This is a genomic window from Citrobacter sp. MNAZ 1397, assembly GCF_023613995.1.
Classification (GTDB): Bacteria; Pseudomonadota; Gammaproteobacteria; order Enterobacterales; family Enterobacteriaceae; genus Phytobacter; species Phytobacter ursingii.
This window is the reverse complement of the sequence record NZ_JAKIVH010000001.1, coordinates 1,807,764-1,831,712: the sequence shown is the minus strand read 5'-3', so window position 1 is coordinate 1,831,712 and position 23,949 is coordinate 1,807,764. Positions and strand designations below refer to the sequence as shown.

General features: G+C 53.1%; 20 protein-coding genes. 11 read left to right on the top strand and 9 right to left on the bottom strand.

The features are described 5' to 3' along the window. Positions 1-408 precede the first annotated feature (408 nt). The gene (locus L2097_RS08450) at positions 409-3,192 is read left to right on the top strand and encodes a flavocytochrome c (RefSeq protein WP_250352588.1); all 2,784 of its coding nucleotides are present in this window, start codon (positions 409-411) and stop codon (positions 3,190-3,192) included. Between the two features lie 44 nt (positions 3,193-3,236). Then, positions 3,237-4,205, top strand: a complete 969-nt coding sequence (locus tag L2097_RS08445) for an FAD:protein FMN transferase (RefSeq protein ID WP_250352587.1) — start codon at positions 3,237-3,239, stop codon at positions 4,203-4,205. On the opposite strand, the gene dcuR is transcribed toward L2097_RS08445, so the two are convergent. Further along, positions 4,186-4,905 carry a two-component system response regulator DcuR gene (gene dcuR / locus L2097_RS08440; protein WP_047370700.1) on the bottom strand — a complete coding sequence of 240 codons (720 nt, stop codon included), beginning with the start codon at positions 4,903-4,905 and terminating at the stop codon, positions 4,186-4,188. The two genes, L2097_RS08445 and dcuR, sit on opposite strands and share 20 nt — an antisense overlap. Then, positions 4,902-6,479: a sensor histidine kinase gene (locus L2097_RS08435; RefSeq protein ID WP_142518780.1), complete on the bottom strand. Its 1,578-nt coding sequence runs from the start codon at positions 6,477-6,479 to the stop codon at positions 4,902-4,904. The genes dcuR and L2097_RS08435 overlap by 4 nt, the downstream gene beginning before the upstream one ends. Before the next feature lie 218 nt (positions 6,480-6,697). Here L2097_RS08435 and L2097_RS08430 point away from each other — a divergent pair, with 218 nt between their 5' ends. Continuing rightward, positions 6,698-7,570: an N-acetylmuramic acid 6-phosphate etherase gene (locus L2097_RS08430; protein ID WP_047370698.1), complete on the top strand. Its 873-nt coding sequence runs from the start codon at positions 6,698-6,700 to the stop codon at positions 7,568-7,570. Between the two features lie 124 nt (positions 7,571-7,694). Here the strand turns inward: L2097_RS08430 and L2097_RS08425 are convergent, their stop codons facing one another. Both L2097_RS08425 and L2097_RS08420 read right to left on the bottom strand, forming a co-directional pair. Beyond that, entirely contained in the window at positions 7,695-8,177 is a 483-nt protein-coding gene (locus L2097_RS08425) for an RES family NAD+ phosphorylase (protein WP_250352586.1), read from the bottom strand. Positions 8,178-8,228: 51 nt separating this feature from the next. Then, positions 8,229-9,122, bottom strand: coding sequence for a LysR family transcriptional regulator (locus L2097_RS08420; protein ID WP_085007105.1), 894 nt, complete (start codon positions 9,120-9,122; stop codon positions 8,229-8,231). 243 nt (positions 9,123-9,365) lie between these two features. Between L2097_RS08420 and L2097_RS08415 the strand changes: the two genes are divergently transcribed. Next, complete coding sequence (locus L2097_RS08415) at positions 9,366-10,562, top strand: MFS transporter (protein WP_250352585.1); 1,197 nt, start codon at positions 9,366-9,368, stop codon at positions 10,560-10,562. A gap of 206 nt (positions 10,563-10,768) precedes the next feature. Then, on the top strand, positions 10,769-11,272 hold the full coding sequence (locus tag L2097_RS08410; protein WP_250352584.1) for a GNAT family N-acetyltransferase: 504 nt from the start codon (positions 10,769-10,771) through the stop codon (positions 11,270-11,272). A 451-nt stretch (positions 11,273-11,723) separates the two neighbouring features. On the opposite strand, the gene L2097_RS08405 is transcribed toward L2097_RS08410, so the two are convergent. Further along, positions 11,724-12,155, bottom strand: a complete 432-nt coding sequence (locus L2097_RS08405) for an SRPBCC family protein (protein WP_250352583.1) — start codon at positions 12,153-12,155, stop codon at positions 11,724-11,726. 242 nt (positions 12,156-12,397) lie between these two features. Beyond that, positions 12,398-12,613, bottom strand: coding sequence for a winged helix-turn-helix transcriptional regulator (locus tag L2097_RS25770; protein ID WP_350028995.1), 216 nt, complete (start codon positions 12,611-12,613; stop codon positions 12,398-12,400). On the opposite strand from L2097_RS25770, the gene L2097_RS25765 reads away from it, so the two are divergent. Further along, positions 12,518-12,913, top strand: a complete 396-nt coding sequence (locus tag L2097_RS25765; RefSeq protein ID WP_350028994.1) for an NmrA family NAD(P)-binding protein — start codon at positions 12,518-12,520, stop codon at positions 12,911-12,913. The two genes, L2097_RS25770 and L2097_RS25765, sit on opposite strands and share 96 nt — an antisense overlap. Positions 12,914-13,169: 256 nt before the next feature. Here L2097_RS25765 and L2097_RS08395 read toward each other — a convergent pair whose 3' ends face one another. After that, positions 13,170-14,006 carry a MipA/OmpV family protein gene (locus tag L2097_RS08395; protein WP_250352581.1) on the bottom strand — a complete coding sequence of 279 codons (837 nt, stop codon included), beginning with the start codon at positions 14,004-14,006 and terminating at the stop codon, positions 13,170-13,172. A gap of 203 nt (positions 14,007-14,209) precedes the next feature. On the opposite strand from L2097_RS08395, the gene L2097_RS08390 reads away from it, so the two are divergent. Next, positions 14,210-14,887 carry a response regulator gene (locus L2097_RS08390; RefSeq protein WP_085007112.1) on the top strand — a complete coding sequence of 226 codons (678 nt, stop codon included), beginning with the start codon at positions 14,210-14,212 and terminating at the stop codon, positions 14,885-14,887. Next, the gene (locus L2097_RS08385) at positions 14,887-16,275 is read left to right on the top strand and encodes a sensor histidine kinase (protein ID WP_250352580.1); all 1,389 of its coding nucleotides are present in this window, start codon (positions 14,887-14,889) and stop codon (positions 16,273-16,275) included. Before L2097_RS08390 ends, L2097_RS08385 begins: the two co-directional genes overlap by 1 nt. Positions 16,276-16,558: 283 nt before the next feature. Here the strand turns inward: L2097_RS08385 and L2097_RS08380 are convergent, their stop codons facing one another. Further along, the gene (locus L2097_RS08380) at positions 16,559-17,461 is read right to left on the bottom strand and encodes a LysR family transcriptional regulator (RefSeq protein WP_250353148.1); all 903 of its coding nucleotides are present in this window, start codon (positions 17,459-17,461) and stop codon (positions 16,559-16,561) included. A gap of 90 nt (positions 17,462-17,551) precedes the next feature. Between L2097_RS08380 and L2097_RS08375 the strand changes: the two genes are divergently transcribed. Both L2097_RS08375 and L2097_RS08370 read left to right on the top strand, forming a co-directional pair. Next, positions 17,552-18,568, top strand: a complete 1,017-nt coding sequence (locus tag L2097_RS08375; protein WP_250353147.1) for an NADP-dependent oxidoreductase — start codon at positions 17,552-17,554, stop codon at positions 18,566-18,568. Between the two features lie 230 nt (positions 18,569-18,798). Next, positions 18,799-21,546 (top strand): ATP-binding protein, encoded by a 2,748-nt coding sequence (locus L2097_RS08370; RefSeq protein ID WP_250352579.1) that lies wholly within the window; start codon positions 18,799-18,801, stop codon positions 21,544-21,546. Here the strand turns inward: L2097_RS08370 and L2097_RS08365 are convergent. Further along, positions 21,543-22,709, bottom strand: coding sequence for an MFS transporter (locus L2097_RS08365; RefSeq protein WP_250352578.1), 1,167 nt, complete (start codon positions 22,707-22,709; stop codon positions 21,543-21,545). The two genes, L2097_RS08370 and L2097_RS08365, sit on opposite strands and share 4 nt — an antisense overlap. 166 nt (positions 22,710-22,875) lie before the next feature. Here L2097_RS08365 and L2097_RS08360 point away from each other — a divergent pair, with 166 nt between their 5' ends. Continuing rightward, positions 22,876-23,682: an SDR family NAD(P)-dependent oxidoreductase gene (locus tag L2097_RS08360; RefSeq protein WP_250352577.1), complete on the top strand. Its 807-nt coding sequence runs from the start codon at positions 22,876-22,878 to the stop codon at positions 23,680-23,682. Positions 23,683-23,949: the final 267 nt, after the last annotated feature.

The following is a 23,949-nucleotide window of genomic DNA, read 5'->3' as shown; positions in this document are numbered from 1 at the left end:
GTCTTTGTGTACCATTGAAATAAAAAACAACGAGGCTTTTTTATTTTTGCTGAATCGATACACTTTTTCTCTGTGCATGTTCGTGTTTATTACATTTTCTAGCTGATTTATGGTTATAATTTATTGATTTTATTAATTTTTATTTGATTTTATTCGTTTTTAAATACTTACGAAGTAGTAGCTTATTGGTTATATTTGTTAGCGCAAATGTTAATTGTGTTTTATTTAATTAATAACACCTTTGAGTTATTAATGTTATTGAAGGGATTAAATAGTTTTATAACTAAAGTAAGCAATTAAGAAACTAAAGAAATTATTATATTAATGGCATGGATTCGGCAAAAACGACAACGAAAATAACGTCCGACAAGAATTCTCAAATTTCACTTTTAAGTTTGGAGTTTATTTATGAGCCTTTACTCGCAAATTTTCACCCCCTTTACACTACCGAATGGTACCGAGCTAAAAAACCGTCTGCTGATGGCGCCTATGACCACCTGCACAGGCTATTTTGACGGTACGGTCAGCAGTGAGTTGATCGAGTATTACCGTGAGCGTGCCGGGGCCATCGGGGCGGTGATTGTTGAATGCTGCTTTGTTGATAATCTGGGTCTTGCGTTCCCTGGCGCTATCGGGATTGATAACGATGCAAAAGTGGCGGGGCTGGCGAAAATTGCTAACGCCATTAAATCCAAAGGATCAAAAGCTATCCTGCAGATTTACCACGGCGGTCGCATGGTCGACCCGAAACTGATTGGTGGCCGCACACCGGTTGGCCCAAGCGCGCTGGCGGCACCGCGTGACGGCGCGGCCACGCCGGTTGCCCTGACCACTCAGGAAGTGGAAGAGATGGTCGCGAAGTTCGGTGACGCCGTACGCCGCGCCATTCTTGCTGGCTTTGATGGCGTTGAGTTACATGGTGCCAACACCTATCTCATTCAGCAGTTCTATTCACCAAACTCCAACCAGCGCGATGACGAGTGGGGCGGCAGTCGCGATAACCGCGCGAAATTCCCACTGGCGGTGCTTGATATCACCCACAAAATGGTCCGTCAGTATGCGGATGACGCCTTTATCATCGGTTATCGCTTCTCACCGGAAGAGATGGAAGTGCCAGGGATCCGCTTTGATGACACCCTGTATCTACTGGAAAAACTGGCTGCGCGTGGCCTGGATTATCTGCACTTCTCCGTTGGCGCAACATTGCGTCCTTCCATTGTTGAAACCACCGATCCCACGCCGCTGATTGAAAAATATGTCGCCCAGCGTTCCGAAACCCTGGCCCAGGTGCCGGTGATGGGCGTGGGCGGTGTGGTAAACGCGGCTGACGCCCAGGACGCGGTTGACCACGGCTATGATCTGATTGCCGTGGGGCGCGCCTGTATTGCGTATCCGGACTGGGCGGATCGCATCATGCGGGGTGAAACGCTGGAACTGTTCATCGACAGCACCCAGCGTGAAGCGTTGACCATCCCGGAACCGCTGTGGCGCTTTTCGCTGGTCGAAGCGATGATCCGCGACATGAGCATGGCGGATAAAAAATTCAAACCGGGCGTTTACACTGAAACGGTACAGGATGATACCCGCGAGCTGGTACTCAATATCAGCCTTGAAACCGACCGTATCGCTGATATCGAACTGCTGTCAGAGGCTGGCGATGATGTGGATTTTGTCACCAGTTTTGATGAGATTCGTTCACGCATTCTGACCGCCAACAGCCCGCATGTTGATGCGATTTCCGGGGCAACCAGCCAGAGCGAATCGGTGAAAAAAGCGGTCTCCAAAGCGATGGTGAAATCGGGTAAAGCGCTGGCGCAGGAAGAGGGCGCGGATGACACCACGCCGAAAAATTATGATGTGGTGGTGGTCGGCAGCGGCGGCGCCGGACTGGCGGCGGCGATTCAGGCGCATGACGAAGGTGCACGCGTACTGATCGTCGAAAAAATGCCAACCTTTGGCGGTAACACCATCAAAGCATCCGCCGGGATGAATGCCGCTGAAACTCGCTTCCAGCGTGTGAAAGGCATTGAAGACAGCAAAGAACTCTTCTATCAGGAGACGCTGAAAGGCGGCCAAAACCGCAACAACCCTGAGCTGTTGCGTTGTTTCGTGGAACACGCGCCGCAGGCCATCGAATGGCTGGCGAATCGTGGAATTATGCTCAACGACATCACCACGACGGGCGGCATGAGCATTGACCGTACCCACCGTCCAAAAGACGGTTCAGCGGTAGGTGGTTATCTGATTAGCGGTCTGGTACGTAACGTGACCAGGCGCGGCATCGACGTGATGCTCGATACGTCGGTTGAAGAGATCCTCTGCGAGCAAGGAAAAGTCAGCGCGGTACGTCTTGTCAATGACGAAAACGAAACCCTCACCGTCGCGGTGAAAAGCGTGATTGTTGCTACCGGTGGGTTCAGCGCTAACAGCGAGATGGTGGTGAAATATCGCCCGGATCTGGCGGGCTTTGTCACTACCAACCACAAAGGGGCAACCGGGGGCGGTATTGCGCTGCTTCAACATATCGGTGCAGATACCGTGGATATGGGCGAAATTCAGATCCACCCGACGGTGGAACAGAACACCTCTTACCTCATTTCCGAATCGATTCGCGGCGGCGGGGCGATCCTGGTTAACCAGAAGGGCAACCGCTTCTTTAATGAAATGGAAACCCGCGACAAAGTCTCCGCGCAGATCATCGCCTTGCCGGAACAGTATGCGTATATCGTCTTTGACGAACATGTACGGGCGAAAAACAAAGCGGCAGATGAGTATATCGCCCGCGGCTTTGTGACCAGCGCCAGCTCACCGCGTCAGTTAGCGGAGAAACTGGGTATGGATTATCATGCTTTCCTGGCAACGCTTGAGCGTTACAACGGCTTTGTTGAGCAGCAGCATGATAGCGATTTTGGCCGTACGACCGCACTGCGTAACCCGATTAATGAAGGTCCGTTCCACGCGATCCGCATTGCGCCGGGGGTGCACCATACTATGGGGGGTGTGACCATCAACACTGAGACAGCGGTGCTGAATAAACAGCAGCAGGTCATTCCGGGGGCGTTCGCCGCAGGCGAGGTGGCCGGTGGGATCCACGGCAGCAACCGTATCGGCGGTAACGCGGTAGCGGACATCATTATTTTTGGTTCACTGGCCGGGCACCATGCGGCAAACTGGGCGAAAGCGCAGGCCTGATGATAAGCCCCGGCCTTGACCGGGGCATTTTTTTAGGAGTGAATATGGAACAGCAAGAAGGTGTCTGGTCATACTCCGCCGTCCTGATGGGATCGCCAGTCCTGCTCAAATTATTCCTTCACGATCCCTCGCTTGCCGCCCGCACCTTTCGCCTGATTAAACGTTATGAAGATCTCTTCACGGTCAATCGCACGCCTTCGCAAGTGATGGATATCAATCTGGCCGCCGGGCAGCATCCGGTGGTGGTGAGCCGTCCGGTCTATGAGTTAATTGCCTGCGCGAAGGCGGCAAGCCTGGTCAGAGGCGGTTGCTTTAATCTGGCGATTGGGCCACTCGTCAAGCGCTGGCGGATTGGTTTTCGCCACGACAATGCCGTACCACCCGCGGATGAACTGGCGGCCCTGCTGGCGCTGACCGACCCACAAAACGTGTTACTGGACGAGGCCGCAGGCTCGGTTTATCTGGCGCTGCCGGGGATGGAGATCGATCTGGGGGCGATTGCCAAAGGCTATATTGCTGACCGGGTACGTGATTTCCTGGGTCGGGAAGGGGTTACACAGGCGTTGATTAATCTCGGCGGTAACGTGCATACGCTCGGCGCGCCGCAGGGAGGCTGGGGCATTGGGCTGAAAAAGCCGTTTTCGGCGGCAGATGCGCTGGTCGGGGTTATCGATGTGGAAGATAAATCGGTGGTCACGTCGGGAACCTATGAGCGCTTTTTTGAGGTAGACGGCAAACGCTACCACCACATTCTTAATCCGGCGACGGGATACCCGCTCGACAATGAACTCGACAGTGTGACGGTAATATCGACCGACTCACTGGATGGCGATATCTGGACCACGCTGTTATACGGGATGGGAGAGGAACAAGGGTGTCAGGCGCTTCGTCAGAAGCCGGAGATCGAGGCGATATTCATCACCAAAGACCGACGGGTGGTGGCCTCATCCACGCGTAATGTCCGTTTTACGCTGATGGATGATAGCTACACGTTTACTGACAGTACTGTTTAAGCAATCCGTACTGCTCCTCAAGCAACCGATAACGATAGACCGGGCGCCCCGTGACCCCGTAGTGGATGGTGGTAAACAAAATGCCAATCTGCGCCAGCCACATCAGATATTTACGACAGGAGACGCGGGAAATATTGACCGCATTCGCCAGCTCATCGGTCGAAAATTCGATATCCGGGTGCGCATCAATCCACTGACAGATAGTCCGCAACGTCTGCGGGGTCAGCCCTTTTGGCAAGCGCCGGGTATCGGCAACCTCCTGCGGCCCGCCGTGGAGCAGCCTGTCCACATCCGCCTGTTCGTAATACTGCTGCGCGCCCATCAGTTTCTTTTTTTCCTGCCAGTGGGTCAGGGCTTCTTCAAAGCGCGGAAACTGGAACGGTTTGATTAAATAATCCACCACGCCGTAGTGCATCGATGTCTGAATTGTCGCGGCATCGGAGGCGGAGGAGATCATGATGACGTCGATTTTACGTCCGCTGGCGCGGATGATCGGGAGCAGTGACAGGCCGTTGTCCTGCTGCATATAGACATCAAGCAGGATCAAATCGATATCCAGCGCCGGGTCGTTAATCATGTTTTCGGCCTGACGCAGGGTGGAGGCGACGCCACAACAGGTAAAGCCTGATAACCGCGTGGTATAGACGCGGTTCAGCTCCGCGACCATGGCGTCATCATCGACAATTAATACATTAATCACACGCTTTTCCTCTCACTGTCCCAGGGGAGTTGTACAAAAAATTGAGTAAATACGCCAGGTTCTGACTCCACCGTAATGCTGCCGCCGAGATTTTCGCACTGCTGGCGGGCGAGGAACAGCCCGACACCACGGTTTTCGCCTTTGGTTGAGTAACCTTTATGGAATATGGCATCGATATGTTCCGGGGCAATACCGGGACCATCGTCGCTCACTTCGGCGCTTAGCCAGCCGTTTTGATAATGCAGCAGCAGACCAATTTCGCCGTCAGATTGCCTGGACATGGCGTCGAGGGCATTTTCAATAAGATTACCCAGGATGGTCACCAGCGCCGTCACCTGCTGCTGGTTGGGGTTATCCGGTACCAGGGATTCATTCGCCAGGGTAAGGATAATCCCGGCTTCTCTGGCGCGATTGATTTTGCCCAGCAGAAAACCTGCCACCACAGGAGACTGAATCTGATGCTGGAGGGTGCCGATGTCGTTCTGATAACCTTCTGCCGTCTGCAGCACATACTCTTCAAGCGTGTCATAACGCTTCATGTTGAGCAGGCCGAGGATCACGTGCAGCTTGTTCATAAATTCGTGGGAGTGGGCGCGTAGCGCGTCCACATAATTGACCATCCCATCGATACGTTGCAGTAACTGACTGATTTCGGTCTTATCCCTGAATGTGCTGACCGCGCCAATGACCCCGTCCTGGCCGCGCACGGGCACGCTGTTACACAGCAGTAAATGCCCGTTGCAGCCAATCTCCTGATCGGACAGTGGCTGCCCGCTGTGCAACACGGTTTGCAGATCGGCAAAGAGGGGCGTGTGGCGAATGTCGCTGGTGACGTGGTTATTGGTGTTGAGCAACATCTGACGCGCCGCCTGGTTGGCCAGGGTGATATTTCCCTCGCGGTCAACGGCAATAACCCCTTCTTTGAGGGATTGCAGCATGGCCTGGCGTTGCTCAAAAAGGGTAGAAATTTCATAAGGCTCCAGGCCAAAGAGAATACGTTTGAGCACCCGCACCAGCACCCAGATGCCGAGCGAGCCGACCAGTGCGCTAAACAACATCGCGAGCAGCAATCCCCAGCGGCTGTGGCTTATTTGCTTATCCACTTTACTGAGCGAGATGCCGATAGCGACCACGCCGATTTGCTGATGCCGGGCATCAAATACCGGTGTAAACACGCGCAGCGCCTCGGCGAGAACGCCATGGTTGACCGAGACATTCTCCCGGCCATGCAGGGCCGGGATCAGATCATCACCAATAAAGTGTTTACCGACTTCACTGACGTCGCGATGGGATAAACGGATGCCGTTCATATCGGTCACGACCACAAAAAGCAGGTCATTTCTGCGTTGTACGGCCTGGGCGAGGTCTTGTACCGTTTCGTTACCGGTGGGCATAGACAATGCGCGTTTGATCTCCGGCTCATCGGCAAGCGTGCGGGCAACGGCCATCGCAGTGTCCTTTACCCCTTCACGGGTGACATTGGCGATCTGAACAAAATAGAGCGCATAAACCACCAGTAGCACCGAGACAATGACGCTGCACAGCATCAGCGTAACCAGGGTACTGAGTTTCATGGCGCGTTTGCGCGAAGCAGGATGTGGATGCCTTCCGTTCACTGCGGCCTCAAAATCATTCACAGAAAGAGGGTAATTATCGCCGAACGGGCGCGTATCTCAAAGCGGCTAACGGCTTGTCACCTTTGAATTTATCCCCTCATTTACGTGACACGTCTCGCAAGGCAATTATATGAATCGCTTTATAGTAGGGCAGGATAAATAAAAAGGAGGTAATGATGAGCACTTTGTTAACGGCAGCGGCGAAAGCACGACGTAATGACCGGACAACGGAGATAGACAGACTCTCAACAGACGATGTCCTGCAACTCATTCATCAGGAAGATATCGCTGCGCACGACGCAGTGGCGCACTGTTTGCCTGATGTAGCGAGAGTCGTTGAGCATGCGGTGGCGGCACTCAGTCGCGGCGGGCGCGTGGTGATTATCGGGGCCGGGGCCTCCGGCGAACTGGCGCAGCAGGCAATTTCTGATTTTTCCCCGGACAGCCAGGCGCAGGTGCGCTGCATTGCAGTTAATGACACCCAGGCAGACGACTACGACGGTGGGATCGGTGCGCTACAGGCGATTGATTTTAACCACAATGATGTTCTGCTGGCGCTAACGTTAAGCGGTAAAACGCCATGGGTGTGGGGCGCGTTGCGCCAGGCCAATAATACTGGCGCAATGGTGGCGGTATTGACTGCCGATCAACAAAGCGAAGCGGCAAGCCTGGGGGATATTGTGATTGTGCCGCCAACGGGCGCGGAAGTGGTTGCCGGTTACGGTCATCCCAAAGCACGACGCGCGCAGCAATCCATTCTTACGATGTTAACGACCACGCTGGCTATCCGCAGTGGCCGGGTATACAGCAACCTGCGGGTGGATATTCCGGCGACGAAAAGTAAATGGCAGGAGCGCCAGATAGCGATCGTGATGGCAGCCTGTGATTGTTCACGTAAAGAGGCGAAAGCGGCGCTGGCAAGCTGCAATCAGCAGTGCAAAACCGCCATTCTGATGCTGCTCGCAGGCATGGAGGCGTGGGATGCCAGCGAAGCGTTACAGCGTAATAACGGGCATTTACGCCTGGCGCTGAAAGAGAAGAGAGGATGAGTGTTCGGCCACCACTGCACAGGCAAGGTGGCCAGCGTGCTGGATAAACGCTGAGGGCATGGGTAAATCCACGCCCCGAAGAAGCGAAAGACAGTGCGATAAAGAACCGCCTGAACGCGTCCATTCATTCAAGCAGAAATACACGAGAATGACTGTCATGGTTCCAGCTAAAAAGAACCAGATGCCAACGTCCGGGCGCTTTTCGTGAAGGGTCAATGAGCCCCTTTATCCCAAGCGATTCCAGATGATTACGGACTTTCCATGACCGCGGAACACCGCCTTCGCGGACAATTTCCTGCCATGGCGCGATAGCATCGCTAAGGTCAATACCTGCGGCCAACAGTGCTTCATCATTTCTGAGATCGATAATTTTATCAGTGGTGACGCTAACTCTGACAATGTCGAGGTTGGCACGCCTGTTAGCACTGTGGGACTTCATCGCTGCCTCAACCCCTTCTGGCGATGAACTCAGGTACAGTGTGGGTTGATCACTGTCTGAATAACGGCCCGGCCCCCTGGAACCCGATAACGCAAAATTGCGATAAGCGGGATCGATTGCCCGATAAAAAATACCGTCGATATCAGTTAAATAGTTCGCTATATCCATAAATTATCTCAATTTTCATCTGACATGCAGAAAACGCTCTGTCATCAAAAATCAGGGCAATGCCAGGTACGCTTTATGTTCATCAAATAAGGCAATTAAGTGGTCCGCAACCACTCTTACCCGCCGTGACCCCGCTAAGTCTGAATGCATCACCAGCCATAACGCCTGATCCACGCCAGGATCAGGATTAACGCAACGCAGACCGTTTTGCCTTGCCATAAAGTGTGGCAAAACGCCTAAACCGAGGCCTGCTAAAACCGCGGAGACCTGGGCTGCAAGGGTGTTTGCTTCCAGACGGCATGGCCTGCCGCGAAGCATACGCGTTATCCACCGCGCAGCAGGCAGATGCTGGTGTGATTCCGGCCAGCCTACATAGTGCGCGTGAGGTAAAGATAAGCCCGCAGGCCCGCCAGGCACTTTTTTTAGATAGGCATCAGAACCGTACAATCCAAACCCCACGGTTCCCAGACGCTTTAACGTCAGATTTCCGCTGTCAGGTTTCACCATACGTATCGCTAAATCGGCATCTCTTCGGTGCAGATTCACTGATTGCACGCCGCTGAGCACGTCGACCCGCAGTTCCGGATAGGTGTTCATAAGCCCTTCCAGCGAAGGCAGAATAAAATGGGTTGCCAGATTGTCTGATGTCGCCAGCCGGACAAGTCCTGCGACATTACCCTGTAATTTAGCCTTCTCAGCAAAAGCGAGACCGGCATATTCCAGCGCTTCTGCCTGTTCCACCAGGGCCTCACCATCATCCGTCAACCGGTATCCGCTTTGATGTCTGCTGAAAAGCGGCACGGACAGTGACTGCTCAAGCCTGTCCAGCCTTCTCGATATTGTGGCGATGCCCATTTCCATTGCTTCTGCTGCGCCGCTCAAGGTTCCTGCACGGGCGATTGCCAGAAAAATCCGCGTATCGTCCCAGTTAAAATTGGCACTCATAGTTTTTCCGTTTATGGAAAACGGCTCTCCATTTTCAGGTCTATTTTATCGATTTTAACAAGTTAATACTGCAGTTCCCATAAGGAGATAAACATGCAAAAACCTGAACTGATGCCATCGCTCAAGGTAACCGACCTTGCCGCAGAACGAGGCTCGCCGGACGGAATCAAAGGCGCGAATGCCTGAAATCAGTCGCTGAAAAACGCCGCAGAGAAATTTCCCTTTTTTAAGAGTATTTATTTTATGAATGAAACGGCTGTACATGTAAATTCCGTGCCTGTGCGCACATGGCTGGCAGTAACCGTACTCGGGATCAGTGCATTTTCCATCGTGACAAGCGAGCTTGCGCCGGTGGGTATGCTCAGTACGTTAGCAAAGGATTTGAATCAGACCGAATCCGCAGCGGGTCTGGTCGTGACCGCTTATGGCTGGGTTGGCGCGCTCGCGGCGTTGCTTTCGGCAGCGATACCTGCGCGTATTTCCCGAAAGGCTCTGCTTGTTAGCCTGATGTTTATTCTTGCACTTTCCTGTGTGGCAGCGACCTGTTCCTCCTCCATGAGCACCTTGATGAGTGCACGCATGGTCGGCGCTGTAGCGCACGGAGCTTTCTGGGCATTGATTGGCATCGTCGCCGCCCAGCTTGTTCCGGCTGAAAAGCTTGGACTTGCCACCTCCATCATTTTTGGCGGCGTCTCGGCTGCCAGCGTTCTGGGTGTGCCTTTGTCGAGTTTTATTGCAAGTCTGGCCGGGTGGCGCAACGCATTTATGCTCATTTCGTTTTTGGCGCTGGCTGCCGCCTGCGCGTTATTCTGGACGCTTCCCACACTGGCGGCGCCTCAACCATTAAGGCTGCGTCTTTACTGCGGGATATTCAAAAACCCCGTGCTCATATCCCTGTATTGTGCAACGGCCTGCATTATTTCGGCTCATTTTGCAGCCTTCACCTACCTGGAACCGCTGCTGATGAACGTCCATGCTGTGCCAGCGGCTTGCGTATCAGGTCTGCTGCTGTTGTTCGGACTTTCGGGCCTGGCAGGCAATATGATTGCCGGTAAGCTGATTGACCTGCATCTTAAAAGCCTTATTTTCACTTCGCTGCTCCTGAGCGCGGTTGCGCTCGGTATGCTTGGCATGGGCAGCGTCGCACCGCTTCCATTCTGGTTAATGGGTATGCTGCTTGCCATGTGGGGGGCAGGTATCTCGGTTGTGTTCGTCGGATTACAGACGTGGTTACTTCATAGCGCCGGTGATGCCGCACAACCCGCGTCAGCCATCTACGTCGCCATTTTCAACGCAGCGATTGGAACCGGTGCGCTTGCAGGGGGACAGGCGTTAGCCATTACAGGTTTTCAGGGACTGGCGTTACTGGCAGCAGGGGTCATTGCCTGCAGTATGCTGCTTGTCTTTATGTTGAAAAACCCCGGGGAGAAGGCGTTCTGACAATTCGACTCATTTTCGGGTCCGTTCGAATGAAGAGGGCGACGACCCACTCAGCAGTCAGGATGGATCGATGCAGATGCAATAAGTACAGCGTCCGGGCAGACATGGCAACGCGACTGTTCGTACGCGGTGATGGCATCGTGATATGTTGATTCAGGATGAACAGGTCACCGAAGCAAACACCTTTACGTAACAAGGAATCTCAGATGGAATTAGACACCGCGCGTCTAACGCTTGAACCTTATAATGACTCACACTACGAAGGCTTAAGAAGAATGGATAGCGATACCCGTGTGATGCGTTATATCAACCAGGGTATTGCTAAAACACCGGAAGAAACCTGGGAAGGTATCAGACGTGTCCAGGCCCGCTGGGAGCAATACGGGTACTCATGGTGGGTTATCAAAGAGAAAGCGTCCAAAGAGATCGTTGGCGCAGCCTGCCTCCAGCATCTGGCAAGCGTCGATGGCGCGCCATTAGAGATTGGCTGGCGTCTCGTCCCGGAACATCATGGCAAAGGTTATGCCACCGAAGCCGCCAAAGCGATTATTGCTTTCGCGGTAGAGCGGACAGGTACAACGTATCTGGTTGCGGTTGCCGATCCTGACAATATTCCCTCGCATCGCGTCATGCAGCGCCTTGGCATGACGTATAAGGCAATTGAAGAGCATTATGATGTGCCCTGCGTCGTTTATGAACTGACTCTTTGAGGGACTGATTAAGCCTTTCGCTTATAGCTTCTGCGAAGCAGATTGTCGAATAAGGCCATTATTTCAGGGCAGGCGCGCCGCAGAGTAATGTATTGATGATGAGGAGGAGAATAGTCTTTCGCTCCTCGTTTCCGCAGGCGAGATTGCGCTGTTTGTGTCAGACGCAAACGTTATTCGTGTCACGTCAACGCAAGCAGTGAATCGCCACGACTTTGATAGTCATTCTGTTAGTTGACTACCGTGCTTCTCGGCTATTGATGATGAACGTTAATTCCTGCTCCTCACTCATAGCCGACATCTTAAGCGTCAACCTGCCGTCTTTATGTCCACAGCGGGGGGACCAGTTCATCAACGGCCCGGGAGTGATTACATTATCCGTGGCGATTCAGCCAGGGTTATCATCCGTCCCTTCGAAAGAGCCGGGGAGGGGCTTATTGCTTTTCGGTGTCATTTACATCGAACCGGTTGCGGCGAGGTACTTAGCCAGTCCCTCCATCACCTCCGGGAAGTCCGCGCTGACGCCCTCTCCGAAAGCCTTCGCCTGCGGCCCCAGGGCGCTGATAGCATAAATCAAGGTACTCTGATCGGGGCCGGATTCCTCAATGCGATGTTCAACTTTGACCCGTGTTTCATCCAGCCAGGTCTCATCAATGAAATATTTTTCCTCAGAAACATCGGTAAGCTGACTACGGATAATATCCCCGTCGGGTAACGCCATAGTGAACCAGGTTCCCGTCTGAAATGGCCCCTCGATAGTGATTGACGTTACGCCGGGGTTCCATTGCTTCCAGTTATCGGTGTCAATAAAGGCTTGCCAGATTGCTTTCGGCTTGCTTCTTACCGCGAGTGTATAGGCCTTGTTCCAGACATTGTTTTCATTCATAAAATTGCTCATCAGGTAGCGTAAGTGACATCGAGTATGTGTACTTATAATGACGTAATGCCAAAAATGCCAGGCTCAATTTCTCATTGAGGGAGAGTCATCTCGCTCAGGCAGGCATCTGATAAATTAATCACGAACCAGCAGGCCCGCGAAAGGGCCGCTGAGATGTCATCCTGACTGGTGACCAGTTCCCTGTTGATGGACAAAGAAGACTTTTAACAACGTTCACTTATCGCGCTGAATTAACGGGACGATGTCGTCTTTTTTTCAGCCGCCTCATCAAAGGCTTTTCGGGAAGCCTCAATATCCTGCCATGTATCCCTGATCCAGGCGGTGAACCCGGCGAGAGGTTTCAGCATCGAATGGCCACGGTCAGTCAATTGATATTCCACCCGAGGAGGAAGCTCCGGGTAATTGCGCAGGGTCGGGAAGTCAGGGCCTTTGTACGGGATCCACATAGCGAAAAGGCTCAGGCTTTGAGGGCCGCAGGGATCACGCTCGCGATTGGTAATCTTTTTGACAGGGCTTCCATTGAACACGCTATGGAAGGTATTAAAGGCGTTTTCAGCGTTCAGACCAGCTCTCCGCGGGGAGAAATAAGCGATGAGCAGGAGATCATTCAGGGAAAAGCCATCGCTGACAGTGCCCTTGCGACCGGCGTTAGCCATCTTGTTTATTCCTCGTCCGGCGCAGCCGGAAAAGGGCTCACAGGTATGGGACATTTATTCCGGCACTGGAGAAGGTGTTCGGTGAGATGATGAAACTGGATCAATGGCTTACAGGCCCGGGTAAACACCTGTTCAACGCTGCACTTAACGCGCCACAGACTGAAATCACGCTACGCTAAATGATTGCCGGAAGCCCTCGGGCCCGCCGGCCACGTTATTTCAGCGTGGCCATGACTCACAGAACATCCGAAGTAGCGCCCCCCGTCATCTGAGCCGGGACGGCGCGAAAGGGATTCATTGAGATTGCATAGCCATAAGTTTGCCGGAAACGCACCGCGAATAGCGATCAGAAACGGTATGTCACCTTCAGGCTTCCGGTGGGCGATGCTTCACGTTGAACAATGGGGCTATTACGTGCATCCCCCGTCAACTGCGTAAAGCCAGCTTCGGTAATCACGCTCCAGTCCTGATTAACCTTATACGTCCAGTCAATATTCGTTGACCAGGCATAAATGCCGGAACCGGCATCATATCGCGTAAAGCCTGATGCGACCGACTGTGATGCGCTTACCCCGTAGTAAGTCTGCATATACTTGCTCGTCCCCCAACTGCCGGTTAACGCCAGCGTCACGGAGTTTTTCGCTGACTTATAGAGCGGGCTGACAATACCAAAATGCAGGGCCGTGCCATTGTCTCGCTCAGAAAGAGGCACCTCAGCCTGCAATTGCACATTAAGCCAGTCGGTCACCCCATATCCCAGGGTCGGTACACCGATAGCTGAACCTTTGATATCGCCCATACCGCGCAAATAATCGCTGCCTCCGTTTATCGAGTCGCTGTCCACGTCACGATCTTTACGGCCTGCACGGTAACTCAGCGCTGCGCTGTAGTTAAATTTGCCGATGTTGTTGCCGTAACCGAGACCGCGCGTAGTGCTGACGAAGAGACCATTTGTCATAGCGTAATCAAGTACCAGGGCAGTGGTGACACGACTTTTATCCGAACCCGAATAGTAGGGCGCAACATCCACGCCTCCACCCAGGGTCAATTCGTTGCTCTGTTTCTGTTCCGCCGCCAGTACCGGGGTGGTCAGTAATGCCAGGACAACGCCCGGCACCATTTTTTTCAGGCTGCGGCACGGAAATGAACAGGGGGACTCAGGATGCAGGTTTATATTTTTCATTAAAGAAGTCCTTGTAGATTCAACTGATTACGATACTGACGTTGTTACACGCCAGAACGCTCAGTGTGCCTGCTCCCCCTAAAGTTCTTATGAGCCAAAAATGAAGAAAGACTGAAGCGCGTACCGCTGCGGCAAACCTGATAGATTTCCTGATACCGTTTTTCTTCAGACGATCTTCATTCACTGTTGATACAGTCATTATTGTGAAAATACTCCTAATCGAAGACGACCTGGATCTCGGCAACGGCGTACGTATTGCGCTTGCGGATCAAGGGTTTGATGTTATATGGGTTCGCCGCAAAGAGGATGCGCTGCATCAAATCGATGCCTGCGTGCCAGAACTTGTGCTGCTCGACCTTGGACTGCCCGACGGCGATGGCATGAGCCTGATGGCGTACATGCGCCAGCAGCTCAAAGGGATTCCCGTCATCATCCTGACAGCACGAGGTACGCTGCAGGATCGCCTGAGTGGGCTGGATGCCGGGGCGGATGATTATCTCGTCAAACCTTTTGTTCTCGCTGAGTTACTGGCAAGGGTACGGGCACTTGCGCGACGCAGTTACGGTTTTCGGGATGAGGTGATAGACATTCGTGGCTTAACGCTCCATGTGCCGACCCGACGCGTGACAGTCAGCGCACGTAATATTGAACTGACGGCAAGTGAATATGCCCTACTTGAAATTTTAATGTTGCGCACCGATCGCGTGCTGACACGTAGGTTTCTGGAAGAGAGAGTATTCGGCTCAAAAGAAAATATGAGCAATGCTCTTGATGTGCATATGGGCAATTTGCGGCGCAAAATTGGCGAAGGCTATGTGAGAACGGTGAGGGGCGTCGGGTATGTGATTGATACCGTGCCGATCCAGAAAGGGGACGGTTGATGCGAAATTTTTGGCGCAATCTGAGGCACCCAACGCTGGTCCGGCGAATTATGGTCGCCCAGATGCTGCTGCTTACACTCCTGTGGTCTCTCTTTCTGACCTTCGTTTTGTGGGAGGATTTGCGCAGCCCTTCGATACTGACGGGCAGTAAGACTTACGACATCGTTTTTACCCTGGTTCAGAGTATGAGCGAGCGCCCGCAGGAGAGAACTGTCGTTCTTGACGCGTTCAGTAAGGCGTTGCGGGAAGGGTATGGCGGCGGTGAAGATCCAGCGCTCTCAATCAGCCTGATTGTTCGCCAGAATAAAGCGCTAATTTATTCATCTGCTGGCGCGCCAACCGCGGTAACAAATACCCGAATTGGGGAAATTCAGCGTATTCAGAGTGAGGGGCGCTTTTGGACCAGTCGTACATTAAAGTCAGATAACGCGGATGTTGAGGTAACGCTTGTTACCCCCGCCGCAGGCTGGAATTTCTTTTTTTACCTTAATTCGCGTGGCTACTACATATTGCCGCTGCTGGTGTGCATTCCTTTTCTTTTGTTTCCTGCGTGGTTATCCATCCGCATTGCAATGCGCCCCTGGAACAACGTGGTTAATGAAGTTTCCTTACGAACGCCAGACGATCTCTCTCCCTTAAAAGAGGTGCCAAAGCACAGAGAGCTTCGCCAGATGGTTGACGCGATCAATGTGTTTCTGGCCAGGGTGCGAGAAAGCACGGAAAGGGAACGGGTTTTTATTGCCGATGCCGCTCACGAACTGCGTACTCCCCTGGCGGCGATGCGTATCAATGTTGAGGCCTTGCAGTCTTATGTAAGCAGCGACAGGCAACAGGCGTTGCTGGCGGGAATTATTCGCAGCAATAGCCGTGCGGCGCGTCTCGTCAATCAATTGCTGCTGTTGATGCACAGTGAAGCGCGCATGGATGCTGTTATGGAGCCTGTGGCGCTGACGACGCTTATCCAGGAGAGAATGGCTGTTCTGGCGCCGCTGGCCGCGGAGCGCAGGGTTGAGCTTGAATTCTACTCTCATGATGATGCCTGGATTACCGGTGTCAGGGAGCGCCTGATGTCGCTGATCGACAACGTCATTGAAAATGCCGTCAAGTACAGCCCTGAGGGCGGACGGGTTGAGGTAGACGTCCGCGTGTTAGATAAATCCACTGAGCTACGTGTCTCAGATGCCGGACCGGGTATTCCCGTTGAATTGAGAGCGCGCGTGTTTGATCGATTTTTTCGCGATCCTAATCAGATACAAAGCGGGAGTGGCCTCGGGCTTGCCATCGTCAAAGCGGTTGCGCAGCAACACAGCAGCAACGTCAGCCTCAGTACGTCTGCAGAGGGTGGGCTCATGGTGACCGTGGAGTTTCCACACCGCCAACTCGGTTGAATGAAAATACGTAACCCAGTCCAGCGGAGAGCCTCTGGCGGAATAATGGAGTTGACAGTGAAATATCTGACTCTGGCTACACTCTTATGTTCAATCTTGCTGAGCGGGTGCGCCATTACCGTCAGCGATTTGAAAAGCAGCCAGCATTATAACGATGAGGCAGGCAGCACGGAGTAACGGTAGAGCAGGCGAAGCGGCAGCGTCAGGCTGGTCTGCTGCAACCTGCCAATGAGATCCCGTGATGTGTGCTCCGTACTCTGTGCTATCGCCACAGGCCGGTGGCTCAAAAAGGGGTAAGCATATGATCCAGAAAAGCGCGTACCGCAGGATTGGCGCGTCGGCTTTCGTGCCAGACAGCCGACAGATCGCGCCGCTCCACCGCAAAATCGCCGAGCAGGGGAACAAGCTTTTTCTCGCTTACCCGAGACGCCGCCATAAAATTCGCGGCCATCCCGATCCCGGCGCCGGCAACTATGGCGGCAATGACCGCTTCGCTGGTATCCGCAATGATCGTGGACGACGGCACCATTTCTAACTCGCGCTCCCCGACGCGAAACGGCCAGCGAAAAAGCTGCCCTGTATTTTGGTAACGCAGATTGATTGTCGTATGCCCGGACAAATCATTGGGATGTTGCGGAGGCGCGCAGCGGGCTAAATATTCAGGCGAGGCGTAACAACCTATCTGATAGGGCGGAAGGCGACGCAACAGGAGGCTGGAATCCGCGAGCTCGCCAAGTCGAATGGCAATATCAATATTCTCATCAACGAGGCTGACCACCCGGTCACTCAGGCGTAAATCAATCGTCACTTTTGGATAACGTGCGCAAAAGGCGGGAAGGAGAGGAGCAATCACATGGATCCCCACCGGCAGTGACGCCGCAATGCGTAATATCCCAGCGGGCTCCGCACGCGCCTGTTTCGCTATCTGTTCAATCTCCTCGGCATCCCGTAATAATCGTAGCGCCCGCTCGTGCAATTCACGCCCTTCGGCAGTTAACACCAGCGAGCGTGTCGTTCGGGTGAACAAGGTGATGCCGAGCTGCTTCTCAAGCCGCTGAATACTTTTACTGATGGCAGAGGGGGAAACAGAAAGCGAACGGGCGGCGGCACTGTAGCTACCCAGAGCGCCTGCGCGAGCGAATGCAATAAGACCCGTGAGTCTGTCTAAACCGATTTGTTCCTTCATGGCATAAGTAAAGCGAAATCCAGCCATATTATCAACCCGGGTTATTGATCCTATGCTCTGTCACCTGAGGTCTTTTAGAGCGAGATGATGATGACTGAGATGATGAAAGCAGTACAACTCCATGCGTTTGGCGGGCCTGAAAACCTGCTTTATGAAGAGACAGCCCGGCCACAAGTGGGCAACGACGATGTCCTTGTGCATATGCAAGCAGCCAGCCTCAACCCGCCTGACTGGTATCTGCGCGACGGCTTTCGCACACTGCCACCTGAATGGCGGCCCGATCCCGCTTTTCCACTTATTTTGGGGACGGACATATCAGGCGTTGTTGCGGCGGTCGGTAAAAATGTGACGGCGTTTCGCCCCGGAGATGAGGTCTATTCGATGGTGCGTTTTCCTGAAAACGTGATGACGGGCAGTGGCGCCTATGCCGAGTATGTCAGCGTTCCTTCATCAGAGCTGGCGCGCAAACCCCGGGGGATTGGACATGTGCAGGCGGCCGCTGCGCCAATGTCATTGCTCACGGCCTGGCAGTTTCTTATCGAAACGGGGCATGACGCGATGAATCCCTTCCAGCCTTTTGCGCATAAAGCGGTGCCATTACAAGGCCGGACGGTGCTGGTCAATGGTGCCGGCGGCGGCGTGGGACACCTTGCCGTGCAAATCGCCCGCTGGAAAGGGGCGAAGGTGATTGCAGTGGCCTCTTCGCGCCATGAAACGCTGTTGCGTGAGCTGGGGGCAGATGAATTTATCGATTACACCAAAACAGCCGCCGAGAACGACGTCAGAAATGTTGATCTGGTTCTTGATGCGGTGGGTGGGGCAAATATGGATCGTTTTCTGCGTTGCATAAGGCCTGGCGGGGCGCTCTTTCTGGTCAATCCGTTGGGTTTTACCGCAAGGGAAGAGGCTGCCCAAAAAGGGATTACGGTCTCTTCCACGCAGGTACGCTCCAGCGGCGCGCAATTAGATGAAGCAGGACGTCTTCTTGAAGCGGGACTTATCCGGGTTGTTATTGATAGCACCTATCCGTTAGCAATGGCTTCCGCCGCCCATCAGCGTGCTGCAATGGGGGGGATTCAGGGCAAAATTGTACTGACGAACTTCTGATAATGGCGCCTGTTTATGACGCATCGGCTGATACCCGATGCGTTGACGTCGACATCACAGAGCTATGCGACAGGGGGGATGACTCTATAATTATCAACGACTCAGGTCAGGTTGTCTGAATTCCGGGCGGGCAGGCGATCGCAGGGTCTTACCTGTATCCTTGCGTTAATCATGACTTTCCCCGCATGCTATGAAGGTGTGATGGTTAACAAACAGAAGATCTCAGGACGATGATAACAACCGATGAGGTACGCTTTGCTGAATGGCAGATATGGCCGCAGCTCAGGATCCTGCTGCACCGGGGGAAGCCGGTAAAAATATCTGCCAGAGCGTTTGATGTTCTGGTTGTTCTGGTCAGGGCTGACGGTAAAGCGGTCAGTAAAGCGTCTTTACTGACTCAGGTGTGGGGAAATGAAATCGTCGAAGAGAATAATCTTCAGGCGCAAATTTCAGCGCTGCGCCGCCTGTTGGGGCGCGATCGACATCTTCTTGTGACTGAATTTGGTTGTGGCTATCGTTTTAACATCGCTGGCGTGCCGTTGCAGGCTTCCCCTGACCCGGAAATAACGACCCCGGTTGCTATCCCCTTTTTGAGCTCGATTTTAGGGCGTGACCAGGCGGTACAGGAGGTCTGTGATTTATTAACTCACCACCCGCTGGTGACGATAACCGGTTCAGGGGGCGTGGGGAAGACGCGTCTGGCATGGGAAGTTGTTAACATTCTACACCCGCACTTTCCGGATGGATTCTGTGTGGTTGAGCTGGCGCATATTACTGATGCCGCCAGTGTTCTCTCTGTTTTTTCACAGGCATTACACCTGCCATTATCCGGCGTTCAGCATGATGCCGATTTACGCCAACAGCTGGTGCGACGCCAGTGTTTGCTGCTGATTGATAACTGTGAGCATGTGACGAGTGAACTGGAACCGCTGATTACGCTGCTTCTGAGGCTGGCTCCCCGGATCAAATTGTTATTGACCAGCCAGGTGGCGTTGCAGATTACCGGCGAACAACAATATTTACTCCCGCCACTGCAAGTCCCGCAAGAAACGGGCAGCGATAACGCCGCGTTAATGTCTTTTGCCAGCGTCCGTCTGTTTATTGAGCGAGTCCAGGCCAACCAGCATGATTTCCATCCCTCTGAGCGTGAACTGGCGCTGATTGGCGAATTATGCCGTCACCTTGATGGCTTGCCGTTGGCCATTGAACTGGCGGCTTCACGTCTGCCATTTATGAGTATCAGGGAGATTTATAATCGGCTGGAGGACCGTTTCCCGTTATTGAGCAATACCCACGGTTCTCTGGAACCGAGACATCAGAAAATAGTGACGACCCTTGAGTGGACTTATCAGCTACTCAACGCACGCGAGCAACGGTTATTCAGGACGCTGGGCATTTTTACCGACACATTCAGCGTGGAATCTGTCAGCGATTTTCTCCTTACAAACGACAATCATCGCTGGCAGGTTATTGACGATTTACAGCGGTTGTTGTCCCTGTCACTGATTCAGGTCAGTAGTCAGATACCCGTTACGCGTTTTCGTCTGCTGGAAACCATGCGTCAATTCGCCTGTGCGAAGCTCAGGGCGCAGGGTGAATATACCGCGCTGGCGGCCGATTTTGCCCACTACAATAAAGTGCGGGTGGAACAGGCGCAGAATGACTGGCTCAGTTTGCCGACGGAACAGTGGCGGGAACGCTATCGCCCTGGTCTGAATGACTTGCGTAGTGTTTTACAGCAAACCCTGGTCGAAGGGCATGATGCCTCAACAGGCGTGGCGATCTTACAGGCGATGACGCCGTTCTGGATTGAATACTCACTTTATGATGAGTGTCAGCGTCATATTTCTCCTCTGCTCTATGAACCGGGTGCGCGGATTGAATTAACGTTACATCAGAGAATGCATCTGTGCGCCGCAGCAGGTAAGGCATCAACCTGGGCGAAAGGCCCTACCTCTGAAACCCATTCAGCCTGGCAAACCGCACTGGCGCTGGCAGAAAAGCTCGACGACAACGAAACGCGTTTACAGGCGCATTACGGCTTATGGCTGTACTGCCTGCGCACGGGGGGGCTGGAAACCGCGCGTGAACATGCGCAGTCTATGTGCGAGCTGGCGCGGGAAATAAATGATGCGCAAGCCCATGCCGCCGGGCTGCGTATTCTCGGCGTATCGCTGCATTTTTTAGGGCAGCATAGCGAAGGCCGCGATTATCTGCTGCAATCTCTGGCCTGGTACGAGCAGGAGAAGATGAGTCATTCCTTCCGTTTCGGTCTGGATCAGGAGACCGCCGGTATGGCTTTTTTGTCACGCTTACTCTGGGTTCAGGGGGAGTATAAGGCCGCGAAACAGATGGCCTGGCGCGGGGTTAAAAAAGCCGCGCGTTTGCAGCATGCCTGTTCTCTCTGCTGTGCGCTGGCCGAGGGAGCCTGCATGACAGCGGCACTGGAGCGTCATCCACGATGGGTGGTCAGGGCTGCAAATTGGCTGGTTCAACTGGCGGCAAAGCATGATTTGTATTTCTGGAAGACCTATGGCGAGCTGTTTCTTGTCTGGGCCCAACAGTTCCGTCATACCGCCGTGAGTCAAACCACACTGTTTAGCTCGCTGCGGGCGATGGGATTAGACTGGCAGTATTCCCCTTTGTTGTCTGAAATTGATGTCGGCCTTGCGCAGCAAACCACCAGCCGGGGGCAAGAAAACTGGTGCGCACCAGAGCTGATGCGGCTTTACGCCATGCAATTATCTCCGCAAGAGCAGCGCTTAGCGCTAACGCAGGCACTGGACAAAGCGCGTCAGCAACAGGCTTACGGTTGGGCCCTGCGTATTGCGTATTCGCTGGCGACAGCGCAGGCCCAGTCCGGGGAAAATGACGCGGCTATGCAGTTATTACAGGAAGCTTTACAGGATGTCGATGCCTCAGACAGGGCAACGGATGTCAAAAATGCGCTGACCCTGTGTGCCCGAATAGAACGTTAATCTTTTCGTCTTACGGCAAGTAACATGCCGCTGAGTACAAATGCGCCGCCTGCTAAAGAAATCAACGTCCAGTTATGTGTGGCTTCCCATAATCCGGTGGCCGTCAGTGAACCACAGGCTCCACCAATAAACATAACGCACATAAAGAGAGTATTGAGACGGTTTCTGGCATCCGGACGCAAAGCGTAAATAGTATGCTGGTTAGCGATTAATACACATTGTTCGCCTGCATCCAGCAGCAAAATACCCACTACCATTCCGGCCATATTGTTCCAGCCTAAAAAAACAATCCAGGCCAGCAGCATGAGGGCTACACCAAAAACGACCATCCACAATGGCCCCCGACGATCGCTGAAACTTCCCGCCACAGGCGCACAAAGAATGCCGATTAATCCCAGGGTTGCCAGCATTCCGGTTACCCCCGCGCCGTAACCGTAGCGATGGGCTAACCAAAAAGGCAGCACGGTCCACAATACGCTGAACGAGGCAAACAGCATGGCTTGGGTAAGCGTTGCATTACGTACCTGCGGCTCGCTTTGCCATAGATGTCCTAATGAACGTAATAGCGTCAGGTAGTTAAATGTTGGCGCGGGCAACGACTGAGAGGGCAAAATGCGCAAGATAAAAAACAGTGCCAGCAGTGTCATAACCGCCCCGAACAAAAAGACGCCGCGCCAGTCGAAATACTGTCCGATAAGACCGCCAATCGCCCGCCCGGAAAGAATACCGGCGAGAACGCCGCTCATCACAGTACCCACCGTTTTTCCCCGGGAAGAGGGAGCAGAGAGAGAGGCCGCAAGCGGCACGATCTGTTGGGCAACGGTTGCGGACATACCCGTAATAAAAGAGAAGAACACCAGCACCGTCGCCGTTGGGGATAACATCATGCCGATCAGGGCCAGAAAAAGTACCTGCGCCTGTCGCAGGATAAGCCGCTGACGCTCAATATAATCGCCTAATGGGATGAGAAAGAATAAACCCGCCGCATAGCCCGTCTGGGTGGCCATTGGGATCAAAGAAACCGCTTCCCGTTCATTGGGAAAGGAACCCGCAATCAAATTCAGAACGGATTGATTAAAATAAATATTCGCCACCACAATACAGCAAATAATCGCCAGCATCAGAATCCTGGCCGAAGAAAGCGCGTGGTTATGGGTACACATTGACCACTCCTTACCCTGAATACAACGTTGCCGCAGTATAAGCAGGGGGAGGCTTAACGCTTTGAGCACTTTTTTCAGACGTCTGAATTCTGCCGTGCAAGCCCCTGAAAAAGGGATTTGTTACTCCTATTGTTCTGATAACTCTGTTTACTATGAGGAGCAATGTATGGATTTAAAACTGACTGGAAAGGTGGCTCTGGTCACCGGGGCACGAAGCGGAATTGGTTTCAGTATTTGTGAAGAACTGGCGCTGAACGGGGTGCATGTAGTGATGGTATCCCGACAAGAATCGGGCCTGATGATGGCCGCGAAGAAGATTGCCGATAAATACGGCGTGGCGACGCTGCCGGTCGCCGGGGATGTAACCGATCCCACACTCCCTGCTCGGGTAGTTGAACGCGCGGAAAATGTTTTCCAGCATGTTGATTTATTGGTCAATAATGCCGGGAGAGCGCATGCGGGCACGCTGTTAACCACGTCGGAAGAAGAGTGGCAATTAATGACAGAGACCAAATTTTCAGCGATGCGACGTTTTTGCAAGGCAGTTATACCAGGTATGCAGAAACGAAACTGGGGACGTATCGTTAATATTTCATCCATTGGCGGTATTTATCCTAACCCGCAGCTTTCCGTCTCTCATGCCCTGAACGCGGCCATCAACAACCTGACCCGTAGCTTAGCGCTGAGCGTGGCGCCGGAAGGCATTCTGGTCAATGCGATTGGCGTGGGCGCTGTCGCGACGGATAACTGGGCGCAGAATATGCTGCCAAATGTCCGCCATCGCCGTCCTGAGCTGGCGGGGAAAACAGACGAAGAGGTGATGGTGTTGTTGGGTAAAGAGAAAACCCCGGTAGGGCGTTTTGGGCTTCCTGAGGATATTGCGGCAATAACGGCTTTCCTGCTTTCTGAACGAAATCAGTTTGTTACCGGACAGACAATTGAAGCGTCCGGCGGAGCAGACCGCTTTATGTGATTCCTTCCGTTCGCTCAAAAGTGAGGTATTGCGTCTGGTTGAACCGCGCCGTAAAACAGGTGTGGTTCGTCAGGTCAGGGCTAAACGACTAAAGAGGATTGCCGGAGGCGTTAATCAGCGTTGCCAATAGCTGAATGATTAATATTATTGATATCACCCAGAAAAATGTCCTAAATGATAATTAATCACATGCCAAACGTTAATGTCGGAATATCCGGAGATAAGGGGGGTATAATATATCTTATAATTTCGAATTATCTTTTATCT